The organism is Streptomyces sp. NPDC048255, from assembly GCF_040652415.1.
Taxonomy (GTDB): domain Bacteria; phylum Actinomycetota; class Actinomycetes; order Streptomycetales; family Streptomycetaceae; genus Streptomyces.
On sequence record NZ_JBEZMA010000057.1, the window covers coordinates 1 to 17827 of the forward strand.

The following is a 17827-nucleotide window of genomic DNA, read 5'->3' on the forward strand; positions in this document are numbered from 1 at the left end:
TCCCGTCCGAGTATCGCGGCGGCGGCGTCGACGCCTTCACGGGTGCCGATGACGATGAGGGTGTCCCCGCCGGCGAGGCGGAAGTCCGGCGCGGGCGAGGGGCGGGCCTCCGCGCGGCGCAGCACGGCCACGATCGAGACGCCGGTCTCCGTCCGCATCCGGGTCTCGCCCAGTACCCGGCCGTTCCAGTACGAGTGCGCCGACAGCACGATCCGCTCCGCCACCAGCCCGAGATCGGTGGTGTGCAGGAGGTTCGGGCTGTGGTGCGCGGGCATCAGCGCGTCGATCAGCGAGGTGGTCTCCGCCGCGGTCAGGTGCAGCGACTGGGCGCAGGCGTCGGGGTCGTCGGCCCGGTAGAGGTTCACCGTCCGGGTTCCGTCGCGGTGCGCGATCACCGACAGGTGGCGGTGTTCGCGCGTGGTGAGGTCGTACTGGACCCCGATGCCGGGCAGTGGTGTGGTGCTCATCCGTGGAGCAGGCACAGCTGTCCCCCTCGTGTTCGTTCCGTACGTGAATGCCGTTGTGCGGCAGCGCGATCTCGGGCAGGAGTCGGCCGCTCGGCGGACCCATCGTGCCACTTTCCGGCGGGCCGAAATATGGGTGTCGGCACGGATGGACAGCAGTCTGCCACCGGGGTGAGGATGGGGTGGGGAAGTGGGTTCCGCTGCAGGTCATCGTGTCTCGAGATGGGCGGCCGGGCGGCCGTGGCGGATGCTGGGGGACCGGCTGGAAAGGCGTGTGGCCGTGTCGTTGTACTGGCGGATCTTCCTTCTGAATGCCGGTGTGCTGGCCTGCGCGGTGGCCTTGCTGCTGGGCCCGGTCACCGTTTCCACGCCGGTCCTGTTCGGGGAGGCGCTCGTGCTGCTCGGCGGGCTGGCCGCGATGCTGGTCATCAACGCGGTCCTGCTCAGGGTCGGCCTGGCCCCGCTCGCCCGCCTGAACCGGGCCATGGCCACCGCCGACCTCCTCAAACCCGGAGCCCGCCCGACCGTCACCGGCGGCGGGGAGATCGCCGCCCTTACCCAGAGCTTCAACGCCATGCTGGACCGTCTCGAAGCCGAGCGGGCCACCAGCAGCGGCCGGGTGCTCACCGCGCTGGAGGGCGAACGCAAGCGCATTGCCCAGGAGCTCCACGACGAGATCGGCCAGACCCTCACCGCCGTCCTCCTCCAGCTCAAGCACGCGGCCGACCGCGCCCCCCAACCGGTCCGCGCCGACCTGCACCAGGCGCAGGAGACGACCCGCGCCAGCCTGGACGAGATCCGCCGCATCGCCCGCCGGCTGCGCCCCGGCGTCCTGGAGGAACTCGGTCTGCTCAGCGCACTGCGCTCCCTGGCCGCCGAGTTCACCACTCCGCGCCTGGGCGTCACCGCGCACATCACCCCCGGCCTGCCCCACCTGGACCCGGCCGCCGAACTCGTCCTCTACCGCGTCACCCAGGAAGGCCTGACCAACGCCGCCCGCCACTCGGGCGCCACCCGCGTGGAGGTCCATCTGCGGCCCCTGGCCTGCGGCGGCGTGGGGCTGCTGGTGCGGGACAACGGGCACGGCCTCGGGGAGGCACCCGAGGGCGCCGGCATCCGCGGTATGCGCGAACGCGCCCTGCTGATCGGGGCCGAACTGCTCGTCGGGGCCGGCCCACACGGCGGCACCCAGGTCCGCCTCGACATCCACGACACCACGGGGGCCACCCGATGACCCAGCCCGCACCCGGGCCCGCCCGCATACTGCTCGCCGACGACCACACCCTCGTCCGCCGCGGCGTGCGCCTCATCCTCGACGCCGAGGACGACCTGAGCGTGGTCGCCGAGGCCGCCGATGGAGCCGAAGCCGTCACCCAGGCCCGCAGCCTCGACATCGACCTCGCCGTCCTCGACATCGCCATGCCCCGCCAGACCGGCCTGCAGGCCGCCCGCGAACTCGCCCGCATCCGCCCCGGCCTGCGGATCCTCATGCTCACCATGTACGACAACGAGCAGTACTTCTTCGAAGCCCTGCGCGCAGGCGCCTCCGGCTACGTCCTCAAATCCGTCGCCGACCGCGACCTCGTCGAAGCCTGCCGCGCCGCCCTGCGCGACGAACCGTTCATCTACCCCGGCGCCGAGACCACCCTCATCCGCACCTACCTCGACCGCGCCCGCACCGGCGGCCCGCTCCCGGAGCGGCCGATCACCGAACGCGAGGAGGAGATCCTCAAGCTCGTCGCGGAAGGGCACAGTTCGAAAGAGATCGGCGACCTCCTCGTCATCAGCCCCAAGACCGTGGAACGCCACCGCGCCAACCTGCTCCAGAAACTCGGCCTGCGCGACCGCCTCGAACTCACCCGCTACGCGATCCGCGTCGGCCTGATCGAGCCGTAGCCGTAGCCGCCCCGGCGTGCCCCGGGGACGTGCCGAACGCTGCAAGCCATCTTGCCGCCCGCGCTCACGCCTGTGCGCGGCGGCGCCCAAGGAACTTCGAACCGGGGGGAAAGCCTGTGCACCACGACGACGAGCCGGTCTTCAAACGCAGCAAGTGGGGAACCAGTCGCTACACCTACAATCCGCGCAACCCCGTCGGCCTCGCCCTCATCGTCATCAGCCTGCTCTTCGCCGCCACGATGATGATCCTCATGGCCAACCGCGCCGGGCCGTTCGCACCGTCACCCGCCAAAGAGCCGTGGAACCCGCCGGCCTACGAGCACTCCTGGCAGCCCGCGTCCCCGACGGGCACCCCGCAGGGCGCCCCGTGATACGGATACGGAACGGGCGGCGCCAGGTGGCATCGCTCCTGGTGTGGTGGGCGCTCGTCACGCTCGTACTGCTCCTGGCGAGCGTGGCCGCGGACAGGCCGGTGACCCTGCTCGGGTGCGGCGCGTCTGCTGTCCTCCTGATCGCGGTGGGTGAAGCGGCCAACGGGCTGCGGCAGCGCCTGCGGATCAGGAGGGTCAGGTGACGCACCGCGACACGGCACCCCAGCCGATGGTGGTCTGCGGCGACGACGCTCTCGCCGTACGGCTTGCTGGCGAGCTTCACGACATCTACCGCCAGCCCGTCACACTCCTTGTGCCCGACGCCGACACGATCGGCCCCGAGCCCCCACCCACGACCCGCATCGTGGAAGCCGACGCCCCGGACGCCGCCGCCCTGCGCGAGGCGGGCGCCGCGCAGACGGCGGCGCTCGCGCCGGTCTACGAGGACGACGAAACCAATATTCGCGCCGCGCTCACGGCCCGCCGCATCAACCCGCGGGTCCGCCTGGTCATCCGCCTCTACAACCGCAAACTCGGCCGGTACCTCGCCCAGCTCCTCGACCAGGCCGCCGTCGTCGCCGGCGGTTCAGCGGGCGAGTCGGCGATCACCGTCCTCTCGGACGCCGACACCGCCGCCCCCGCACTCGCGGCAACCGTCGTCGCCGGAACGAGCGAGGTCCTCCAAGCCGACGGCCTGCTGTTCCGGGCCATCGAACGCACCCCACAGCAGCGGCGCACCGCCACCGGACCCGTCCTGTGCACGCTGGCCCTTCTCTCCTCCACCACCGAGGACCCCGCAGGAACCGAGGGATCAGACCGCAGCGGAGTGGCCGGGCCCCGGCTCCTGCCCGCTGCGATGGAAATCGCGCAGTCAGCGCAAAGGGGCGCGGTCGTTCTCGAAGCCGTGTCGCACGCCCCGCCGACCGGGGCACCCAGCAGGCTCAGCACCGCCCGACTGCCCGTGATGGAGCTCTTCTCGCGCCGGGTCCGCTGGTCACTGGCCGGGTTCACAGCCGCAGTGACCGCCATCGCGATCACCTCCGCGATCACCACCGGCGACCATCTCGTCCACGCCGCCGACATCACCCTCCTGGACCTCTTCTCCATAAACGATCCCGCCGTCGGCGACCCCACCGAACGTCGACTCCTTCAGCTCTTCACCGGCCTTGTGGGCCTGCTGCTCCTCCCGGTCCTGGTCGCCGCCGTCCTCGAAGCGTCCGGGTCCTTCCGTTCCGCATCCGCCCTGCGCAGACCCCCGCGCGGCACGACCGACCACGTCGTCCTGCTGGGCCTGGGCAGGGTCGGCACCCGCGTCCTTGCCCGCCTGCGCGAACTCGGCATTCCCCTCGTCTGCGTGGAAGAAGACCCCGAAGCCCGCGGCATCGCCCTGGCCCGGAGCTTGCGCGTACCCGTCATCCTCGGCGACGCCACACAGGACGGCGTCCTCGAAGCCGCCCGGATTCACCGCGCCCACGCCCTCCTCGCGCTCACCAGCTCCGGCACCACCAATCTCGAAGCGATCCTCTGCGCCCGCAATATCGCCCCCGAGCAGAGGGTTGCCCTGCGCCTGTACGACGACGAGTTCGCCACCGCAGTCCACCGCACCCTGCGCACCGCCCACCCCCAGGCCCTGACCCGAAGCCGCAGCGTCACCTCCCTGGCGGCCCCCGCCTTCGCCACCGCCATGATGGGACGCCAGATCCTCGGCGCCATACCCGTGGAGCGCCGCGTCCTGCTCTTCGCCGCCATCGACGTGGCCGGCCTGCCTCAGCTCGAAGGACGCACGATCGCCGACACTCTCAACCCGGGCCACTGGCGCGTCCTGGCCCTGGACACCACGGACCCCGCCGACCGGCGCCCCGACCTACGAGCCACCCGCCTCGACGGCCAAAGCCACGACAGCGGACTACTCTTCGACCTCCACCCCGGACACCTCCTCGGCCCCAACGACCGAGTCGTCATCGCCGCAACCCGCCAAGGCCTCGCCGAACTCCTCCATCACCAAGGGATGAAGCAGGGGGCCTTCGGGAACCCCGCAACAGAAATCAGCCCTCCGAAGCCGGGCGTCAAAAGTCTGGCCGGGCTGGAATCAATGTCACACGCACGGTTATGACGCCGGGATCTGGTAGCCGAGAACGATGAAGGACCCCGGCCGTGGCCCCGGGGTCCTTCATTCGCGTAGGTGGATTCAGTGGCTGGCGAGTTCGCCGGTGAGCTTGCCGTGGAGGTCGGCGCTCGGGTCGTTGAGACCAGTGATCTCGACCGTTTTGCCGCGCTGGGCGTACTTGGTCTCGATGGCGTCCAGGGCTGCGACCGAGGAGGCGTCCCAGATGTGGGCGGCGGACAGGTCGATGACGATCTTGTCCGGGTCGCCTGTGTAGTTGAACTGGCCGACGAGGTCGTTGGAGGAGGCGAAGAACAGTTCGCCGGTCACGGTGTAGATCACGCTGGTGCCGTCGGGGCTGGTGGCGGGGGTGACTTCGGCGAGGTGGGCGACGCGCTTGGCGAAGATGACCATCGCGGTGACCGAGCCGACGACGACGCCGATGGCCAGGTTGTCGGTGGCGACCACACAGATCACGGTGATGACCATGACCGCGACCTCACCGGCCGGCATCCGCTTGAGGGTCTTGGGGGCGATGGAGTGCCAGTCGAAGGTCGCGAACGACACCATGACCATCACGGCGACCAGGGCGGCCATCGGGATGTCGGAGACGACCGGGCCGAAGACGATGCACAGCACCATGAGAAACGCGCCCGCAAGGAACGTGGACAGGCGGGTGCGGGCGCCGGAGACCTTCACGTTGATCATGGTCTGGCCGATCATGGCGCAGCCGCCCATGCCGCCGAAGAATCCGGTGACGATGTTGGCGATGCCCTGGCCGACGGACTCGCGGGTCTTGGAGGAGTGGGTGTCGGTGATCTCGTCGACGAGCTTGGCCGTCATGAGGGATTCCATGAGGCCGACGAGCGCCATTGCGAACGCGTACGGGGCGATGGTGGTCAGGGTGTCCATCGTGAACGGCACGTCCGGCAGGCCCGGGACGGGCAGGGAGGACGGCAGGGCTCCCTTGTCGCCCACGGTCGGCACGGCGATTGCGGCAGCGACCGTGATGACGGTCAGGATGACGATGGAGACCAGCGGGGCCGGGATCACGGTGGTGACCTTCGGGAAGAACACCATCAGCGCGAGGCCGCCGATGATCAGCGGGTACACGGCCCAGGGAACGTCCGTCATCTCGGGCACCTGGGCCATGAAGATCAGGATGGCGAGGGCGTTGACGAAGCCGACCATCACCGAGCGCGGAACAAACCGCATCAGCTTCGCGACGCCGAGGGCGCCGAGCGCGACCTGGATGACGCCGGCCAGTACGACTGCCGCCACGAGGTAGCCGAAGCCGTGCTCACGGTTGAGCGGTGCGATCACGAGCGCGACCGCGCCGGTGGCCGCCGAGATCATCGCCCGGCGCCCGCCCACGATCGAGATGACCACGGCCATCGTGAAGGAGGCGAACAGACCGACCGCCGGGTCGACTCCGGCGATGATCGAGAACGAGATCGCCTCGGGGATCAGGGCGAGCGCGACGACCAGGCCGGCCAGGACCTCAGTGCGCCAGACTTTCGGGTTGTTCAGCCAGTCGGGACGCAGGCCGCGCAGGCGCGCGGCGGGGGACGTCAGCGAAGCAGAAGACAAGGGAGTAGGAACCTGTCGTGCTCGGGCACACCGCTCCGGGCAGGCAGGGGTGTGCGGGAGAACGCGGAGCGGCCGGGCCGGCGACCCCGCGGTCGGCCCGGACAATCAGGCGGGCCGGAAGTTCGGAAAGTTGGATGCGGCGGGCCTGCGCAGTACGCGGCCGGGCAACTCGCATCCGAAGCGAAGTATCACGGTGGGCAGGCGGCAGCGCTGGGCGTCATGGACTCGCGCACGTTTGGCTCCTGCGAAATCGGATCTTCGCTGGGGGCACCATCGGCCCCGACACAGCTGCACCACGGGAGGCCAGGACCCGCCCACTCACCAGCAACTCTACCTTAACGTTAGAGTAGAGATCGGTGGGGTCGCAGGACGCGGCCCGCCACGATGGGAAGGGCCAGGAGTACGGGCGTGGACGACAAGCACATGCAGATCGGCGAGGTCGCCGCGCGAACGGAGCTGTCGCTGCGCACGATCCGGCACTACGAGGAAACCGGCCTCGTCGTCCCCTCGGCCCGCTCCCAGGGCGGTTTTCGCCTCTACACCGAGAGCGACGTGCAGCGGCTCATGGTCATCCGCCGCATGAAGCCCCTCGGCTTCACCCTCGACCAGATGCGCGACCTCTTGGCCGCCACCGATCGTCTGGATGGCGATGACGCACTCGACACCGATGCACGTGAGGCCCTGCTAGAGCGTGTGCGCGAGTACGAGCAGGCCGCTACCGAGCAGGTCGACAGGCTGCGGGTTCAGCTGGCCCGCGCCGAGGACTTCGCCGGAACACTCCGCACGCGCCTGCACCAGACCGCACCCGCCGGGTCCTGAGCCGCGAGCCCGGCCAAGAGACCGTACAGCCACCGGCCGCAGTCAGTCTGTGCCACGCTGCGCGTGACGAGGGCCCTCCTGTCAGCGGCCCGTATGGATGGACCGTCCGCGCGTACCTGCCCGCGCCGTCCGAAAGACTCCAGCGACCCACCCGCTGTCCGGCCTCGCCCCTGCTAGTGATGGGCGCGATCCTCACGATCGCGGGCGCCGCCCTTTACGCGATATCCGCCGAGTGGCCTCAGCTGCAGGCGCGCCGCACTGGTGCTCGCGGCAGCTGCTGCCTGGTGGTGTACCTCCCGCGTCCGGCGTCACCACGCTCTTGGACGACCTGCATTAAGGCGCGGGCTCGCCCCACGACCCAGGTCACCGCCCCGCAGGCACCTCAAAGCGGATGGCGAGCATCCTGTTTCCCTCGCCCGTTTGGAGTTCCCAGTTCCGGCGTCGCCATGATCACTCCCACACGTTGAGAATCCACATGGACACCACCGGTGTTCATTGACAGCATCCGCACGTCTGTTCTGTCCCAACCTTCCCCTGACTACCAGGAGTTGACAGCGTGCACAGATCAACAGGGGCCGCCGGCCGGTCGCGAGGGCCGGCGCGGACCACCCTCCAGCGCGGCGGAATGGCCTTACCCCTTGCCCTGCTCCTGCTGACGCAGGCCGGCGTCGCGGCAGTGACCGCTCCCGCCGCTGACGCGGCTGAATCACCCGCCACCGGACGTGGCAGCGCCACGCGCAGCATCCAGGACCGTGCGGAAACCGCGGCCCGTCTCACGGCACAGGCTCAAGGGCGCCGGATCGAGGTGGTGGAGGCCCGCACCGAGACCACCACGCTGTGGGCGGACCCCGACGGGACCATGTCCGTGGAGTCCTTCGCGGGCCCGGTGCGCTACCGCGAGAACGGCAGCTGGGTGCCGGTGGATGTCTCGCTGGTGAAGAATCCGGATGGTTCGGTGCGCTCCAAAGCACACCCCCGGGGCCTGAAGCTCGCCGGGCGCACCGGTGAGGCCGGCGCGGACCTGGTCACCCTCGGCAGCGGTGAGCAGGCGGTTTCCCTGGGCTGGAAGGGTGCGCTGCCCGAGCCCGTGATCGATGGCGTCAAGGCGACGTACGTGAACGTGCTGCCGGCCACCGACCTGGTCATCGAGGCCACCAGGACCGGCTTCGAGCAGTACCTGGTGGCCAAGGACCGGTCGGCCGCCGAACGTGCCGCCTCCTTCACCCTGCCGGTACGGGCCAAGGGCCTCAAGGCCGCCCAGCAGTCCGACAAGTCCGTCAGCCTCACCGATGCCAGGACGGGCACGGAGATCGGCAAGCTGCCGACTCCCTTCATGTGGGACGCCTCACGCGACAAGACCGGCCGCGAAGGTGCCAGGCGAGCTCCCGTCGACCTGGACGTCGTGCAGCGCGGCGAGGAGTTCGACCTCAAGGTCACCGCGGACAAGGCCTTCCTCGCGGACGCGGAAACCAAGTACCCCGTCACGATCGACCCCGCGGTGTACTTCGGCCAGAACTTCGACACGTTCGTCCGCAACGGCGCCACGGACGACTTCTCCGGGAACGTCGGCCTGGAACTCGGCCGCGCCTGGCAGAAGACCGAGGCCCGGTCGTTCATCAACTTCCCGCGGAACGGGTCGGTCACCGGGCAGGACGTCCTCAACGCCGAGCTCAACCTGTACTCGGTGTGGTCGGACTCCTGCGAGCCGCGGTCCTGGGAGATCTGGGACACCGGTACTGCCTCCGCCGCCACCCGCTGGAGCACCCAGCCCGCCTGGCGCTCGAAGGTGACCTCCTCGACCCAGACCTACGGGCACGGCGACTGCGGCCCGCGCTGGCTGTCGGAGGACATCACGCCGCTCGTGCAGCAGTGGTCGAAGACCGACCGCACCGTGGACACCATCGGACTGCGCGCCACGGACGAGGCCGACTACAAGGCGTTCAAGATCTTCGCCTCCGCGGACGCGCCCGCCAACCCGCCGTCCATCCTGGTCACGTACGAGACTCCGGCCGACCCGGTCAAGGACCACGTCGTCTACTGGAACGACGTGCTCCAGGAGACCTACCGCCAGGTCGGCGGCGCCCCCGGGCCGCTGGCGCGGGCCGGCGCGATGATGCACGGCGCGGTCTACGACGCCGCCAACTCCGCTCGCTGCGCCGAGGGCGCCGCCAAGTGCCTCGGTGACGCCTACCTGGTCAAGGCCACCGCCACCAACGGTGCCGTGCCGGACGTGAACAGCGCCATCGACCACGCGGCGTTCGAGGTCCTGAAGTCCGTCTACCCACAGCTGAACTTCGACGACGAGATCACGGCCGCCCGCTCCACCATCCCGGCCGCCGTCACCGCCGAACAGCGGGCGGCGGGCACCGAGGTGGGCCAGAGGGCCGCCGCCGCGATGATCACCGCGCGGGAGAACGACGGCTCGGCGCCCGCGGCCCCGTACACCGGCAGTCTGACGCCCGGCTACTGGCGTCCGACCGGTACCGGCAACGGCGTCACCCCCGAGTGGGGCAAGGTCAAGCCGTTCGGCATGGACTCCTCGGCGCAGTTCCGGCCCGCCGGACCGGCCGGACACACGACCATGGCCGGCCTCCTGGGAAGCCAGGCGTACACCGACCAGTTCAACGACGTGAAGAGCCTGGGCGGGGCCACCTCCACCACCAGGACCGCGGACCAGTCCAAGGCGGCGCTGTTCTGGGCCAACGACCTCGACGGCACCTACAAGCCGCCGGGTCAGCTCTTCGAGCACACCCAGATCCTCTCCCAGCAGCAGAAGCTGACGGTTTCCGGCAACGCCAAGCTGTTCGCGCTCACGGCGTTCGCCATGGCCGATGCGGGCATCACGGCATGGGACGCCAAGTACCAGACCGAGATCGACCTGTGGCGGCCGGAGAGTGCGGTCCGCGTGGACGGCGACGGCAACCCGAACACGGTCGGCGACCCGAACTGGCAGCCGCTGTCCCAGGACCGCAACGGCAACCACTTCAGCCCGGCGTTCCCCGCCTATGTCTCCGGTCACGCCACGTTCGCCGGCGCCTGGGCCAAGGCCATGCAGGACTGGTTCGGCACCGACCAGATGACGTGGACGGCGACCACCGAGGACCCCAACGCCCTCGGCGTGACGCGCACCTTCACCACCTTCTCGGCCGCGGCGACGGAGAACGCGGTCGGACGCGTCTGGCTCGGCGTGCACTACCGCTGGGACGGCACCGACGGCGTGGCCGCCGGCGGCAAGGCGGCCGGACACGGGTCGGCCAACCGCCTCAAGGCCAACACCGCCGCCGACTGGGTGAAGTACGAGGACCTGAGCAACCTCGGCGGATGCGAGGCAGTGGGCAAGCGCCTGGTCGCGGAGCACCGCTGGACCTCGTACAAGTGCACCCAGATCGCCCCGCCCGAGCCCGCCCACACGCTCCACGTCAAGTAGCCACCCGTGAGGAAGAGAGAGACAGCCATGCGTGTGTGGAACAAGACCCGCCGGGTGAGGCCCGGCCTGGCAGCCCTCTCGGTCATCGCGGCCGTGGCCATCGGAGCGGCCGCCGCACCCCTGGCAGGCGCCCTCACCGGCACCGACGGTCAGACCGCGGCAGGCTCGGCCGACCTGCTGCTGCGTACGCCCGAGACGCCGCGCATCTCCGACGGCCCCTACGCGGGATTCCAGTTCTGCGGCTCCGCTGTCGGCAAGCCGTTGGTGACCAGCGGTTCGCCGACCCTCGCCGCGACGCTGGAGTCGATCGCCCCTCCGGGCACCGCGGAGGGCGGCAACGCGGCGGGCCCGCGCCGGAAGGTCGTCTTCGAAGTCGACGGCGCTGACGGGAAGCAGCTCGTGCGCAAGCAGCTGACCAGTGACAACAGCCACGACGCTGCCTTGCAGCTCCCCGAGGGCAAGCTCGGCGACGGCGACTACCGCTGGCGGATGCGCGTCAAGGACGGTGGCACGGTCTCCGAGTGGACCGCCTGGTGCGCCTTCACCGTCAAGCGGGCCTGAGCAGCCGCAGGATGAGCACCACCTAGCGTCAGCACCGCCGAGTCGGTGAGCGGCCCGCCGGCTTCACGCCGGCGGGCCGCTGCCGCCTGCTGCCCCGTCATATACTCGCAAGGGCGGCGGCTCCGAAGGAGACGTTGAAGCGGTCGCACCAGATGCTCACGCTCGTGTACTGGGAAACGTCGATACCGGCAGGCAGCTCGTAGTTCTGATCGCCCTTGTTGCCCTTGAGCTTGCCCAGGCTGACGTACTTGCCGTCGTCGAAGACCTCCCAGCCCGCCTTGCCTTGCTTCACCGGCGCATCCGTCAACCACACGTGCAGGTCGGGACCGTTGCTCGTGTCGAGGTTCTCCAGCCGCAGTGTGTGCGAACCATCCACCAAGCGGACAATCCTCACCGTGCCCGTCGTGGTGTGCTCATGACTGATCAGCTGTCCGGTGGCGACGGTCTGCGGGCCCGCAGGCGCTGCCGAGCTCGCACCGGACGGGGTCGACGCGGTCGGTGCCGACACTGTCGTGGAGGGCAGGGCCTCTTTCACCGTCTCGTCCTGCCACACCTTCCAAGGCTGAAACAGATACATGCCCACGCCGATCACAGCGACCGCCACCACCGCGATGGTGAGAACGACCGGCCGACTCGATATCTGCCCGCGCACCATGAATTACCCCACTCCATCCGATTCCCGCCCGAGAGCAGACGGCTTCCACGACCTGCGTCGCCACGCCTGGCCGACCAACGAGGATGGCACCTCGTCGCGAGCCATACCCACACCAGACCATCAGGCGAGACACCGGTGGTGCGACTCGATGGGTATCCAGGAAGCCGCGCACCTCGCCTACCGCGATCAAGAAGGCGCCTCCCACAGGTACCGAACCGGTCGGGGAGGCGGCTCAATCGAACTGACGCGCCGCTGGCCGGAAGTCCTACAGGCCGACATCGCGGACGGCCTGCATCGCCCGCAACGCCCACAGCGCACATACTGCGTACGTACAAAACCTCAGGTCAGATGCCTTCCCGCACCAGTTCACGGATCGCCACGCACTCCATGTGGTGGGTCATCGGGAAGGAGTCGAAGTCACTGTGAAGCGCTGCTCGTGGCGTGACGGATGCGCCCGCCAAGGTGGCCTTCCGAGGGCACCTGCCCTCCGAGGGGGGCGACCCCTTCAGGCGGACGCAGTGGTCGCCCGGTGAATCGCGACAGCGGCCGAATCCGGGATGGGCGGCAGGTAGACGGGAGCACGCCGACGCGGGTCTTTGCGGCGGCGGAGATACGGACGGCGATCGAACGCTCCATTGCTCCAAGATCCGGGCCACACCCGGGCCAAGTCCCAACCAAAGATCACCAAGGCGATCGTTTTCCCTGGTCATCACAGGTGTGGGCCGTGCACCACCACACGAAAAATCTGCTGGTGGTCCCGGGGCCGCCGCCCTTGGACGCGGCAACAAGGGAAATCGGCTGGTCACGGCGCTCGTGAGCGGCGTGGTGGTCGCCTGTGGTCTCAGGCTGGAGGTACCCACTCCATCCGCCCCCCGGAGGCGATCCCCATGCGTACCAACCTCGGCCGCGGCCGCATCTACCGCCGCTGCGGCTGCAGGGACACCCAGCACCACCAGCTCGGCACACACTGCCCCGCCTGGTCACCGACAGCGAGCACGGCACCTGGGGCTTCGCCGTCGATGTCCCCACCCCTGACCACCGCCGCACCACGGTGCGCCGCGGCGGATTCCCCACACAGGACACGGCCGAACAGGCCCTGAGCCGCTTCCTCGAGGGCGAGGCCGGCGAGCCATCAGCCGGAGCACACGGCGTCGCTGCGACCACCACGCGACCACATCCACCGGCTCCGCGAAGCCCTCCGCCGACTCCGCTCCCCCGCAGTCCCCGGCTTCAGCGCCACGGCCGACCGGCCACACACCGGAGGTGCGACCACATTGCGACCACCACGGCCCCGGACGCACGAAAGGCCGCCCTCTCATGGATGAGAGAACGGCCTCCGACCTGCGTTTCCGCAATGGTCGGGACGACAGGATTTGAACCTGCGACCCCTTGACCCCCAGTCAAGTGCGCTACCAAGCTGCGCCACGTCCCGATGCCCGTTGACCTGGGGTTTCCCCTGGTTGAACGCGCAGGAGAACAATACCGCACTTCCCGGGGTGGTCGCGCGCACCTTTCTTCCTGCGGATTCGCTCCCGGCACCACTTGACCTCGACCAAACTTGAGGTTGCACGGTAGGTGCATGACACAGACAACCGCGGACCCGGAGGTCCGCCACGAGGATCTGGGCCCGCTCATGGGGCTCATGACCGGGGCCGAGAAGCACGGGACCGCCGCCACCTCCACCCTCGACGTGCTCTGGGTGCTCTACGACCGCGTGCTGCGAGTGGGGCCCGGGACCGCCGAGGACCCGGAGCGGGACCGGTTCCTGCTGTCCAAGGGGCACGGGCCGATGGCGTACTACGCCGTCCTCGCCGCCAAGGGGTTCTTCCCCGTCGAGTGGCTGAGCGGCTTCGGTTCCTACGACTCCCCCCTCGGCCACCACCCCGACCGCACCCTGATCCCCGGCGTGGAGATCGGCAGCGGCTCACTCGGGCACGGTCTGCCCCTCGCCGTCGGCACCGCGCTGGGGCTGCGGGCGCAGGGGCTCGACGAGCCGGCCGTGTGGGTGCTGATCGGGGACGCCGAGCTGGACGAGGGCAGCAACCACGAGGCACTGGCCTACGCCGGCTCGGCCGGGCTGGAACGGCTGCACACCGTGGTGATCGACAACGACTCCGCGACCCACGGCTGGCCAGGCGGGATCGCGGCCCGCTTCGAGGCGGCCGGCTGGTCGGCCGTCACCGTGGACGGGCGCGACCACGCCGCACTGCACGCCGCGTTCACCGCACCGCATCCGGGCCGGCCGCACGTCGTGGTCGCCCGCGTCGAGAAGAAGCACTGAAACAGCACCAGAGGAACAGGGATCAGGGGACGGCAATGGACACCATGCGGGAGCGCTTCATCTCGGTCACGTCGCGGCTGCTCGACGAGGACCCGCGGCTGGCACTCGTGCTCGCGGAAATCACCATGGACGGGTTCCGTCCGGCTCAGCGGCGCCATCCGGAGCGGGTGATCAATGTCGGCATCCGCGAGCAGCTCCTCGTGGGCGTCGGCGGCGGCCTCGCGCTCACCGGCCTGCGGCCGATCGTCCACACCTTCGCCAGCTTCCTCGTGGAGCGGCCCTTCGAGCAGGTCAAGCTGGACTTCGGACACCAGGGCACGGGCGGCGTGCTGGTCAGCGCGAGCGCCAGCTACGACTGGCCGGCCGGCGGGTTCACCCACATGGCACCGGGCGACGTGGCGTTGCTGGACACCCTCGACGGCTGGACGGTCCACGTGCCGGGGCACCCGGACGAGGCCGAGGCGCTGCTGCGCCACGCCTACGCCGCCGGGGACGACAAGGTGTACGTCCGCCTCTCCCAGCAGTCGAACGCCGCGGCGCGCCCGGTGCGGGGGCTGCGCTTCCAGACCGTGCGGGAGGGCCGCGCCGGTGTGGTGGTCGCCGTCGGCCCGCTGCTGGACAACGTCCTGGCGGCGACCGAGGGCCTGGACGTGACCGTGCTCTACGCCCCAACCGTGCGGCCCTTCGACGACGCGGCCCTCCAGGAGGCCGTCGGACGCGCAAGGGCCGACGTGGTCCTCGTCGAGCCCTACCTGGCCGGCACCTCCACGGCCGCGGCCGGCGAGGCCCTGGCCGAGCAGCCGCACCGGATCCTGGGTCTCGGTGTCGGCCGCGCCGAGCTGCGCCGCTACGGCACGATCGACGAGCACACCGCGGCCCACGGCCTGGACCCGCGCTCCCTGCGCGAACGGATCGCCTCCTTCAGCCGGCAGCCCGTCGCGAGCCGCTGACCCTCCCGGCCGGCCCGCGCCGCCCGGAGTTCGCGCCGCCTCAGCCGGTGCCGCCTGGAGTTCGCACCGCCTCAGCCGGTGCCGCCCGGAGTTCGCGCCGCCTCAGCCCGCGCCGCCGCCCAGCTCCGGATGGGCGGCGGCCAGCCGCTTCGGGGCCGCCTGGCGCCAGGAGTCCGTGAGGATCGAGCGCAGCTCCTCCGCGTCCTGCACCGCCGCCAGCCGGACCCGGAGCCAGGCGTAGTTGTCGTCGTGGCCCTCGCGTATGAAGAACTTCTCCGGCTCCGCCGCGATCAGCCCGGCCCGGTCCTCCTTGGGACACTTGACCCCGATCGAGGTGTCGTCGTCGGCCAGCGCGACGAAGATCTTCCCGCCCACCCGGAAGGTGGGCATGCCCCAGGCGAGCTTCTCGCTGCTGTCCGGGAGCGACAGCGCGATCGTGCGGACGTCCTGCGCGGTCGTGGCCATCCCCGCGGCTCCTCTCCGGCCTCCGGTGAATCCTTCTCCGACGACCGTAGACCCCGCCACCGACAATCGCCCGGCGCCGCCCTCAGGCCGACCGGTCCTCCCGCTCGTGCAGCAGCGCCACCAGCTCCGCCGCCAGCGCCTTGACCGTGGCCAGTCCCTCCGTACCCCACCGCCTCGGCACCACGTCCACCGCGCACACCGTGCCGAGCACGACCCCCTGCCGGTCCGTCAGCGGCGCGCCCACGTAGGACCGCACCCCGCTCTCGTCGACCACCGCGTTGCCCGCGAAGCGCGCGAAGTCCCGTACGTCCTCCAGCACCAGCGCCCGCCGCCGCACCACCACGTGCGGACAGTAGCCGTGGTCCCGGGCCAGGACCCTCGCCGGGTAGCCGCTCGGCCGGGCCTGCGCGGCGTGGTGCAGGCCCGCGAAGAACTGCCGTTCCTCGCCGATGAAGTTGACCCCCGCGTACGGGGCGTCCAGTGCCTCGCAGACCCGCCGGGCGAAGGCGTCCAGGTCCGCGTCCGTCCGCTCCCCCAGGCCCAGTTGGCGCAGCCTCACGACCCGTGCGGGCGCCTCCCGGTCCACCGGTGTGAGCAGCAGGTGTCCGGTCGATTCGTAGTACGTCATGACGGTTCCCCCGACTCCGAAGACGATGCAGGTGATACAGGCGATACAGGTGATGCGGATGCAGGCGATGCAGGTGATACGGACGATGCGCGCGTTGCCAGTGCTGCGGACGACGAGCGGACGGTGGACATGCACAGGAGGTGGCGGACGAGGGCGGCCAGCGCCCCGGTCCCGGAGCTCGTCAGACGCGCGTCGCACCGTACGACCGGCACGTCCGGCCCGAGTCCCACCGCCTCACGCACCTCTTCGGGCTCGTAGCGGTGACCGTCGTCGAACTCGTTGACGGCGACGATGAAGCCGATCCCGCGCCGCTCGAAGAAGTCCACGGCGGCGAAGCAGTCGGCGAGCCGGCGGGTGTCGGCGAGCACCACCGCCCCGAGGGCGCCCGCGCACATCTCCTCCCACAGGAACCAGAAGCGCTGCTGCCCGGGCGTGCCGAAGAGGTAGAGCACGTGCCGCTCGTCCAGCGTGATCCGGCCGAAGTCCAGCGCCACGGTCGTCGTGGACTTCTCCCCGACCCCCTCCAGCGGGTCCGCGGCCTCGCTGAGTCCGCTCAGCAGCTCCTCGGTGCTGAGCGGCTCGATCTCGCTGACCGCGCCCACGAAGGTGGTCTTGCCCGCGCCGAATCCGCCCGCGACCAGGATCTTCAGCGTCACGGGGGGCGAGGTCGCCGGGACCGCCGGGGCCACCGGATCCGCCGTGTCACAGTCGTTTGCGTAGGCCATCGAGCACCGCCCGGAGAAGGTTCTGGTCATCGGCGGCGAAGGACCCACCGCCCGGGTAGCGGGGCGACTGCGCCATCACGGCCCCGTGTTCCATCAGGTCCGACAGCAGCACTTTCACCACCACCGCCGGGAGCCGCAGCTGCCCGGCCACTTCGGCGACCGTGACCGCGGCCGACCCCGCGCAGAGCCGCAGCGCGAGGGCGTGCTCCGCGCCGAGCGGCCCCCGCGGCCGTACGCCGGTCGCGGTCACCAGCGAGAGCAGGTCGAGCGCGACGCCCGGCCGGGTCCGCCCGCCGCTGGCCGTGTACGGGCGCATGACCCGGCCCGCCGAGTCGTCGAGCCACGGTGTGTCCCGCCCCTTCCCCGCCCCTGACCCTGACCCCGTACTCGTAGCCGTCCCGTACGAGGATCCCTTCGCGTAGGCCCCCCTCGCGTGGGCCCTCATCGCTCCGGGTCGGCGACGGGCCGCCGCGGCGGGGCCGCCAGGTACGGACGCACACTCTTGACCAGCATCGCCATCTCGTAGCCGAGCACCCCGGCATCGGCCTCCCGGTCGGCGAGGACCGCCAGGCAGGTCCCGGAACCGGCCGCCGAGACGAAGACGAGCGCGGAGTCGAGCTCGACCACCACCTGCCGGACCTCGGCGCCGTCGGCGAACCGGGATCCGGCGCTGCGCCCCAGCGAGTACAGCCCGGAGGCCAGGGCCGCCATGTGGTCCGCGCTGTCGGCGTCCAGGCCGTGCACACAGGTCACCAGCCCGTCCGCCGTGAGCAGTACGGCGCTGCGCGTGTAGGGCACGCGTTGCACCAGGCCGCTCAGCAGCCAGTCGAGGTCCGAGAGCCGACTGCCGGTCTTCGTCGCCACTTCGCCGCCCATGGGGGTGCGCTCCTT

The 17827-nt window shown here is 70.5% G+C and carries 18 protein-coding genes and 1 tRNA gene; 10 read left to right on the forward strand and 9 right to left on the reverse strand.

Annotation, left to right across the window (positions count from 1 at the left end):
* Positions 1-467 (reverse strand): TrkA C-terminal domain-containing protein (locus tag AB0D94_RS30740; protein WP_362058460.1); only part of this gene is annotated, 467 nt, incomplete at its 3' end.
* Positions 468-744: 277 nt separating this feature from the next.
* On the opposite strand from AB0D94_RS30740, the gene AB0D94_RS30745 reads away from it, so the two are divergent.
* The 5 genes from AB0D94_RS30745 (at position 745) to AB0D94_RS30765 (ending at position 4844) form a co-directional block, all read left to right on the forward strand.
* Entirely contained in the window at positions 745-1698 is a 954-nt protein-coding gene (locus AB0D94_RS30745) for a HAMP domain-containing sensor histidine kinase (protein ID WP_362058463.1), read from the forward strand.
* The gene (locus AB0D94_RS30750; RefSeq protein WP_362058467.1) at positions 1695-2360 is read left to right on the forward strand and encodes a response regulator transcription factor; all 666 of its coding nucleotides are present in this window, start codon (positions 1695-1697) and stop codon (positions 2358-2360) included. Before AB0D94_RS30745 ends, AB0D94_RS30750 begins: the two co-directional genes overlap by 4 nt.
* 116 nt (positions 2361-2476) lie before the next feature.
* The gene (locus AB0D94_RS30755; RefSeq protein WP_362058470.1) at positions 2477-2731 is read left to right on the forward strand and encodes a hypothetical protein; all 255 of its coding nucleotides are present in this window, start codon (positions 2477-2479) and stop codon (positions 2729-2731) included.
* Between the two features lie 26 nt (positions 2732-2757).
* Complete coding sequence (locus AB0D94_RS30760) at positions 2758-2934, forward strand: hypothetical protein (protein WP_362058473.1); 177 nt, start codon at positions 2758-2760, stop codon at positions 2932-2934.
* Positions 2935-2960: 26 nt separating this feature from the next.
* Positions 2961-4844: an NAD(P)-binding protein gene (locus AB0D94_RS30765; RefSeq protein ID WP_362058582.1), complete on the forward strand. Its 1884-nt coding sequence runs from the start codon at positions 2961-2963 to the stop codon at positions 4842-4844.
* Between the two features lie 75 nt (positions 4845-4919).
* Here the strand turns inward: AB0D94_RS30765 and AB0D94_RS30770 are convergent, their stop codons facing one another.
* Positions 4920-6425 (reverse strand): SulP family inorganic anion transporter, encoded by a 1506-nt coding sequence (locus AB0D94_RS30770; RefSeq protein ID WP_362058476.1) that lies wholly within the window; start codon positions 6423-6425, stop codon positions 4920-4922.
* Between the two features lie 408 nt (positions 6426-6833).
* On the opposite strand from AB0D94_RS30770, the gene AB0D94_RS30775 reads away from it, so the two are divergent.
* The 3 genes from AB0D94_RS30775 (at position 6834) to AB0D94_RS30785 (ending at position 11232) form a co-directional block, all read left to right on the forward strand.
* Complete coding sequence (locus AB0D94_RS30775; RefSeq protein WP_362058479.1) at positions 6834-7244, forward strand: MerR family transcriptional regulator; 411 nt, start codon at positions 6834-6836, stop codon at positions 7242-7244.
* Between the two features lie 625 nt (positions 7245-7869).
* Positions 7870-10671: a DNRLRE domain-containing protein gene (locus AB0D94_RS30780; RefSeq protein WP_362058482.1), complete on the forward strand. Its 2802-nt coding sequence runs from the start codon at positions 7870-7872 to the stop codon at positions 10669-10671.
* A gap of 27 nt (positions 10672-10698) precedes the next feature.
* Entirely contained in the window at positions 10699-11232 is a 534-nt protein-coding gene (locus tag AB0D94_RS30785) for a hypothetical protein (protein ID WP_362058486.1), read from the forward strand.
* A 97-nt stretch (positions 11233-11329) separates the two neighbouring features.
* Here the strand turns inward: AB0D94_RS30785 and AB0D94_RS30790 are convergent, their stop codons facing one another.
* Together AB0D94_RS30790 and AB0D94_RS30795 are read right to left on the reverse strand one after the other, a co-directional pair.
* Positions 11330-11887: a DM13 domain-containing protein gene (locus AB0D94_RS30790; protein ID WP_362058489.1), complete on the reverse strand. Its 558-nt coding sequence runs from the start codon at positions 11885-11887 to the stop codon at positions 11330-11332.
* A gap of 1355 nt (positions 11888-13242) precedes the next feature.
* Positions 13243-13319: transfer RNA gene (locus AB0D94_RS30795), tRNA-Pro, on the reverse strand.
* Between the two features lie 147 nt (positions 13320-13466).
* Here AB0D94_RS30795 and AB0D94_RS30800 point away from each other — a divergent pair.
* Together AB0D94_RS30800 and AB0D94_RS30805 are read left to right on the forward strand one after the other, a co-directional pair.
* Positions 13467-14168, forward strand: coding sequence for a transketolase (locus AB0D94_RS30800; protein WP_362058492.1), 702 nt, complete (start codon positions 13467-13469; stop codon positions 14166-14168).
* Positions 14169-14203: 35 nt separating this feature from the next.
* Positions 14204-15118 carry a transketolase C-terminal domain-containing protein gene (locus AB0D94_RS30805; RefSeq protein WP_362058495.1) on the forward strand — a complete coding sequence of 305 codons (915 nt, stop codon included), beginning with the start codon at positions 14204-14206 and terminating at the stop codon, positions 15116-15118.
* Between the two features lie 102 nt (positions 15119-15220).
* On the opposite strand, the gene AB0D94_RS30810 is transcribed toward AB0D94_RS30805, so the two are convergent.
* The 5 genes from AB0D94_RS30810 to AB0D94_RS30830 form a co-directional block, all read right to left on the reverse strand.
* On the reverse strand, positions 15221-15583 hold the full coding sequence (locus AB0D94_RS30810) for an MmcQ/YjbR family DNA-binding protein (protein ID WP_362058498.1): 363 nt from the start codon (positions 15581-15583) through the stop codon (positions 15221-15223).
* A gap of 82 nt (positions 15584-15665) precedes the next feature.
* Positions 15666-16211, reverse strand: a complete 546-nt coding sequence (locus AB0D94_RS30815) for a GAF domain-containing protein (RefSeq protein WP_362058501.1) — start codon at positions 16209-16211, stop codon at positions 15666-15668.
* Positions 16208-16936: an ATP/GTP-binding protein gene (locus tag AB0D94_RS30820; protein WP_362058504.1), complete on the reverse strand. Its 729-nt coding sequence runs from the start codon at positions 16934-16936 to the stop codon at positions 16208-16210. The genes AB0D94_RS30815 and AB0D94_RS30820 overlap by 4 nt, the downstream gene beginning before the upstream one ends.
* Entirely contained in the window at positions 16914-17252 is a 339-nt protein-coding gene (locus AB0D94_RS30825; protein ID WP_362058507.1) for a DUF742 domain-containing protein, read from the reverse strand. The genes AB0D94_RS30820 and AB0D94_RS30825 overlap by 23 nt, the downstream gene beginning before the upstream one ends.
* 125 nt (positions 17253-17377) lie before the next feature.
* Positions 17378-17812 carry a roadblock/LC7 domain-containing protein gene (locus tag AB0D94_RS30830; protein ID WP_362058585.1) on the reverse strand — a complete coding sequence of 145 codons (435 nt, stop codon included), beginning with the start codon at positions 17810-17812 and terminating at the stop codon, positions 17378-17380.
* Positions 17813-17827: the final 15 nt, after the last annotated feature.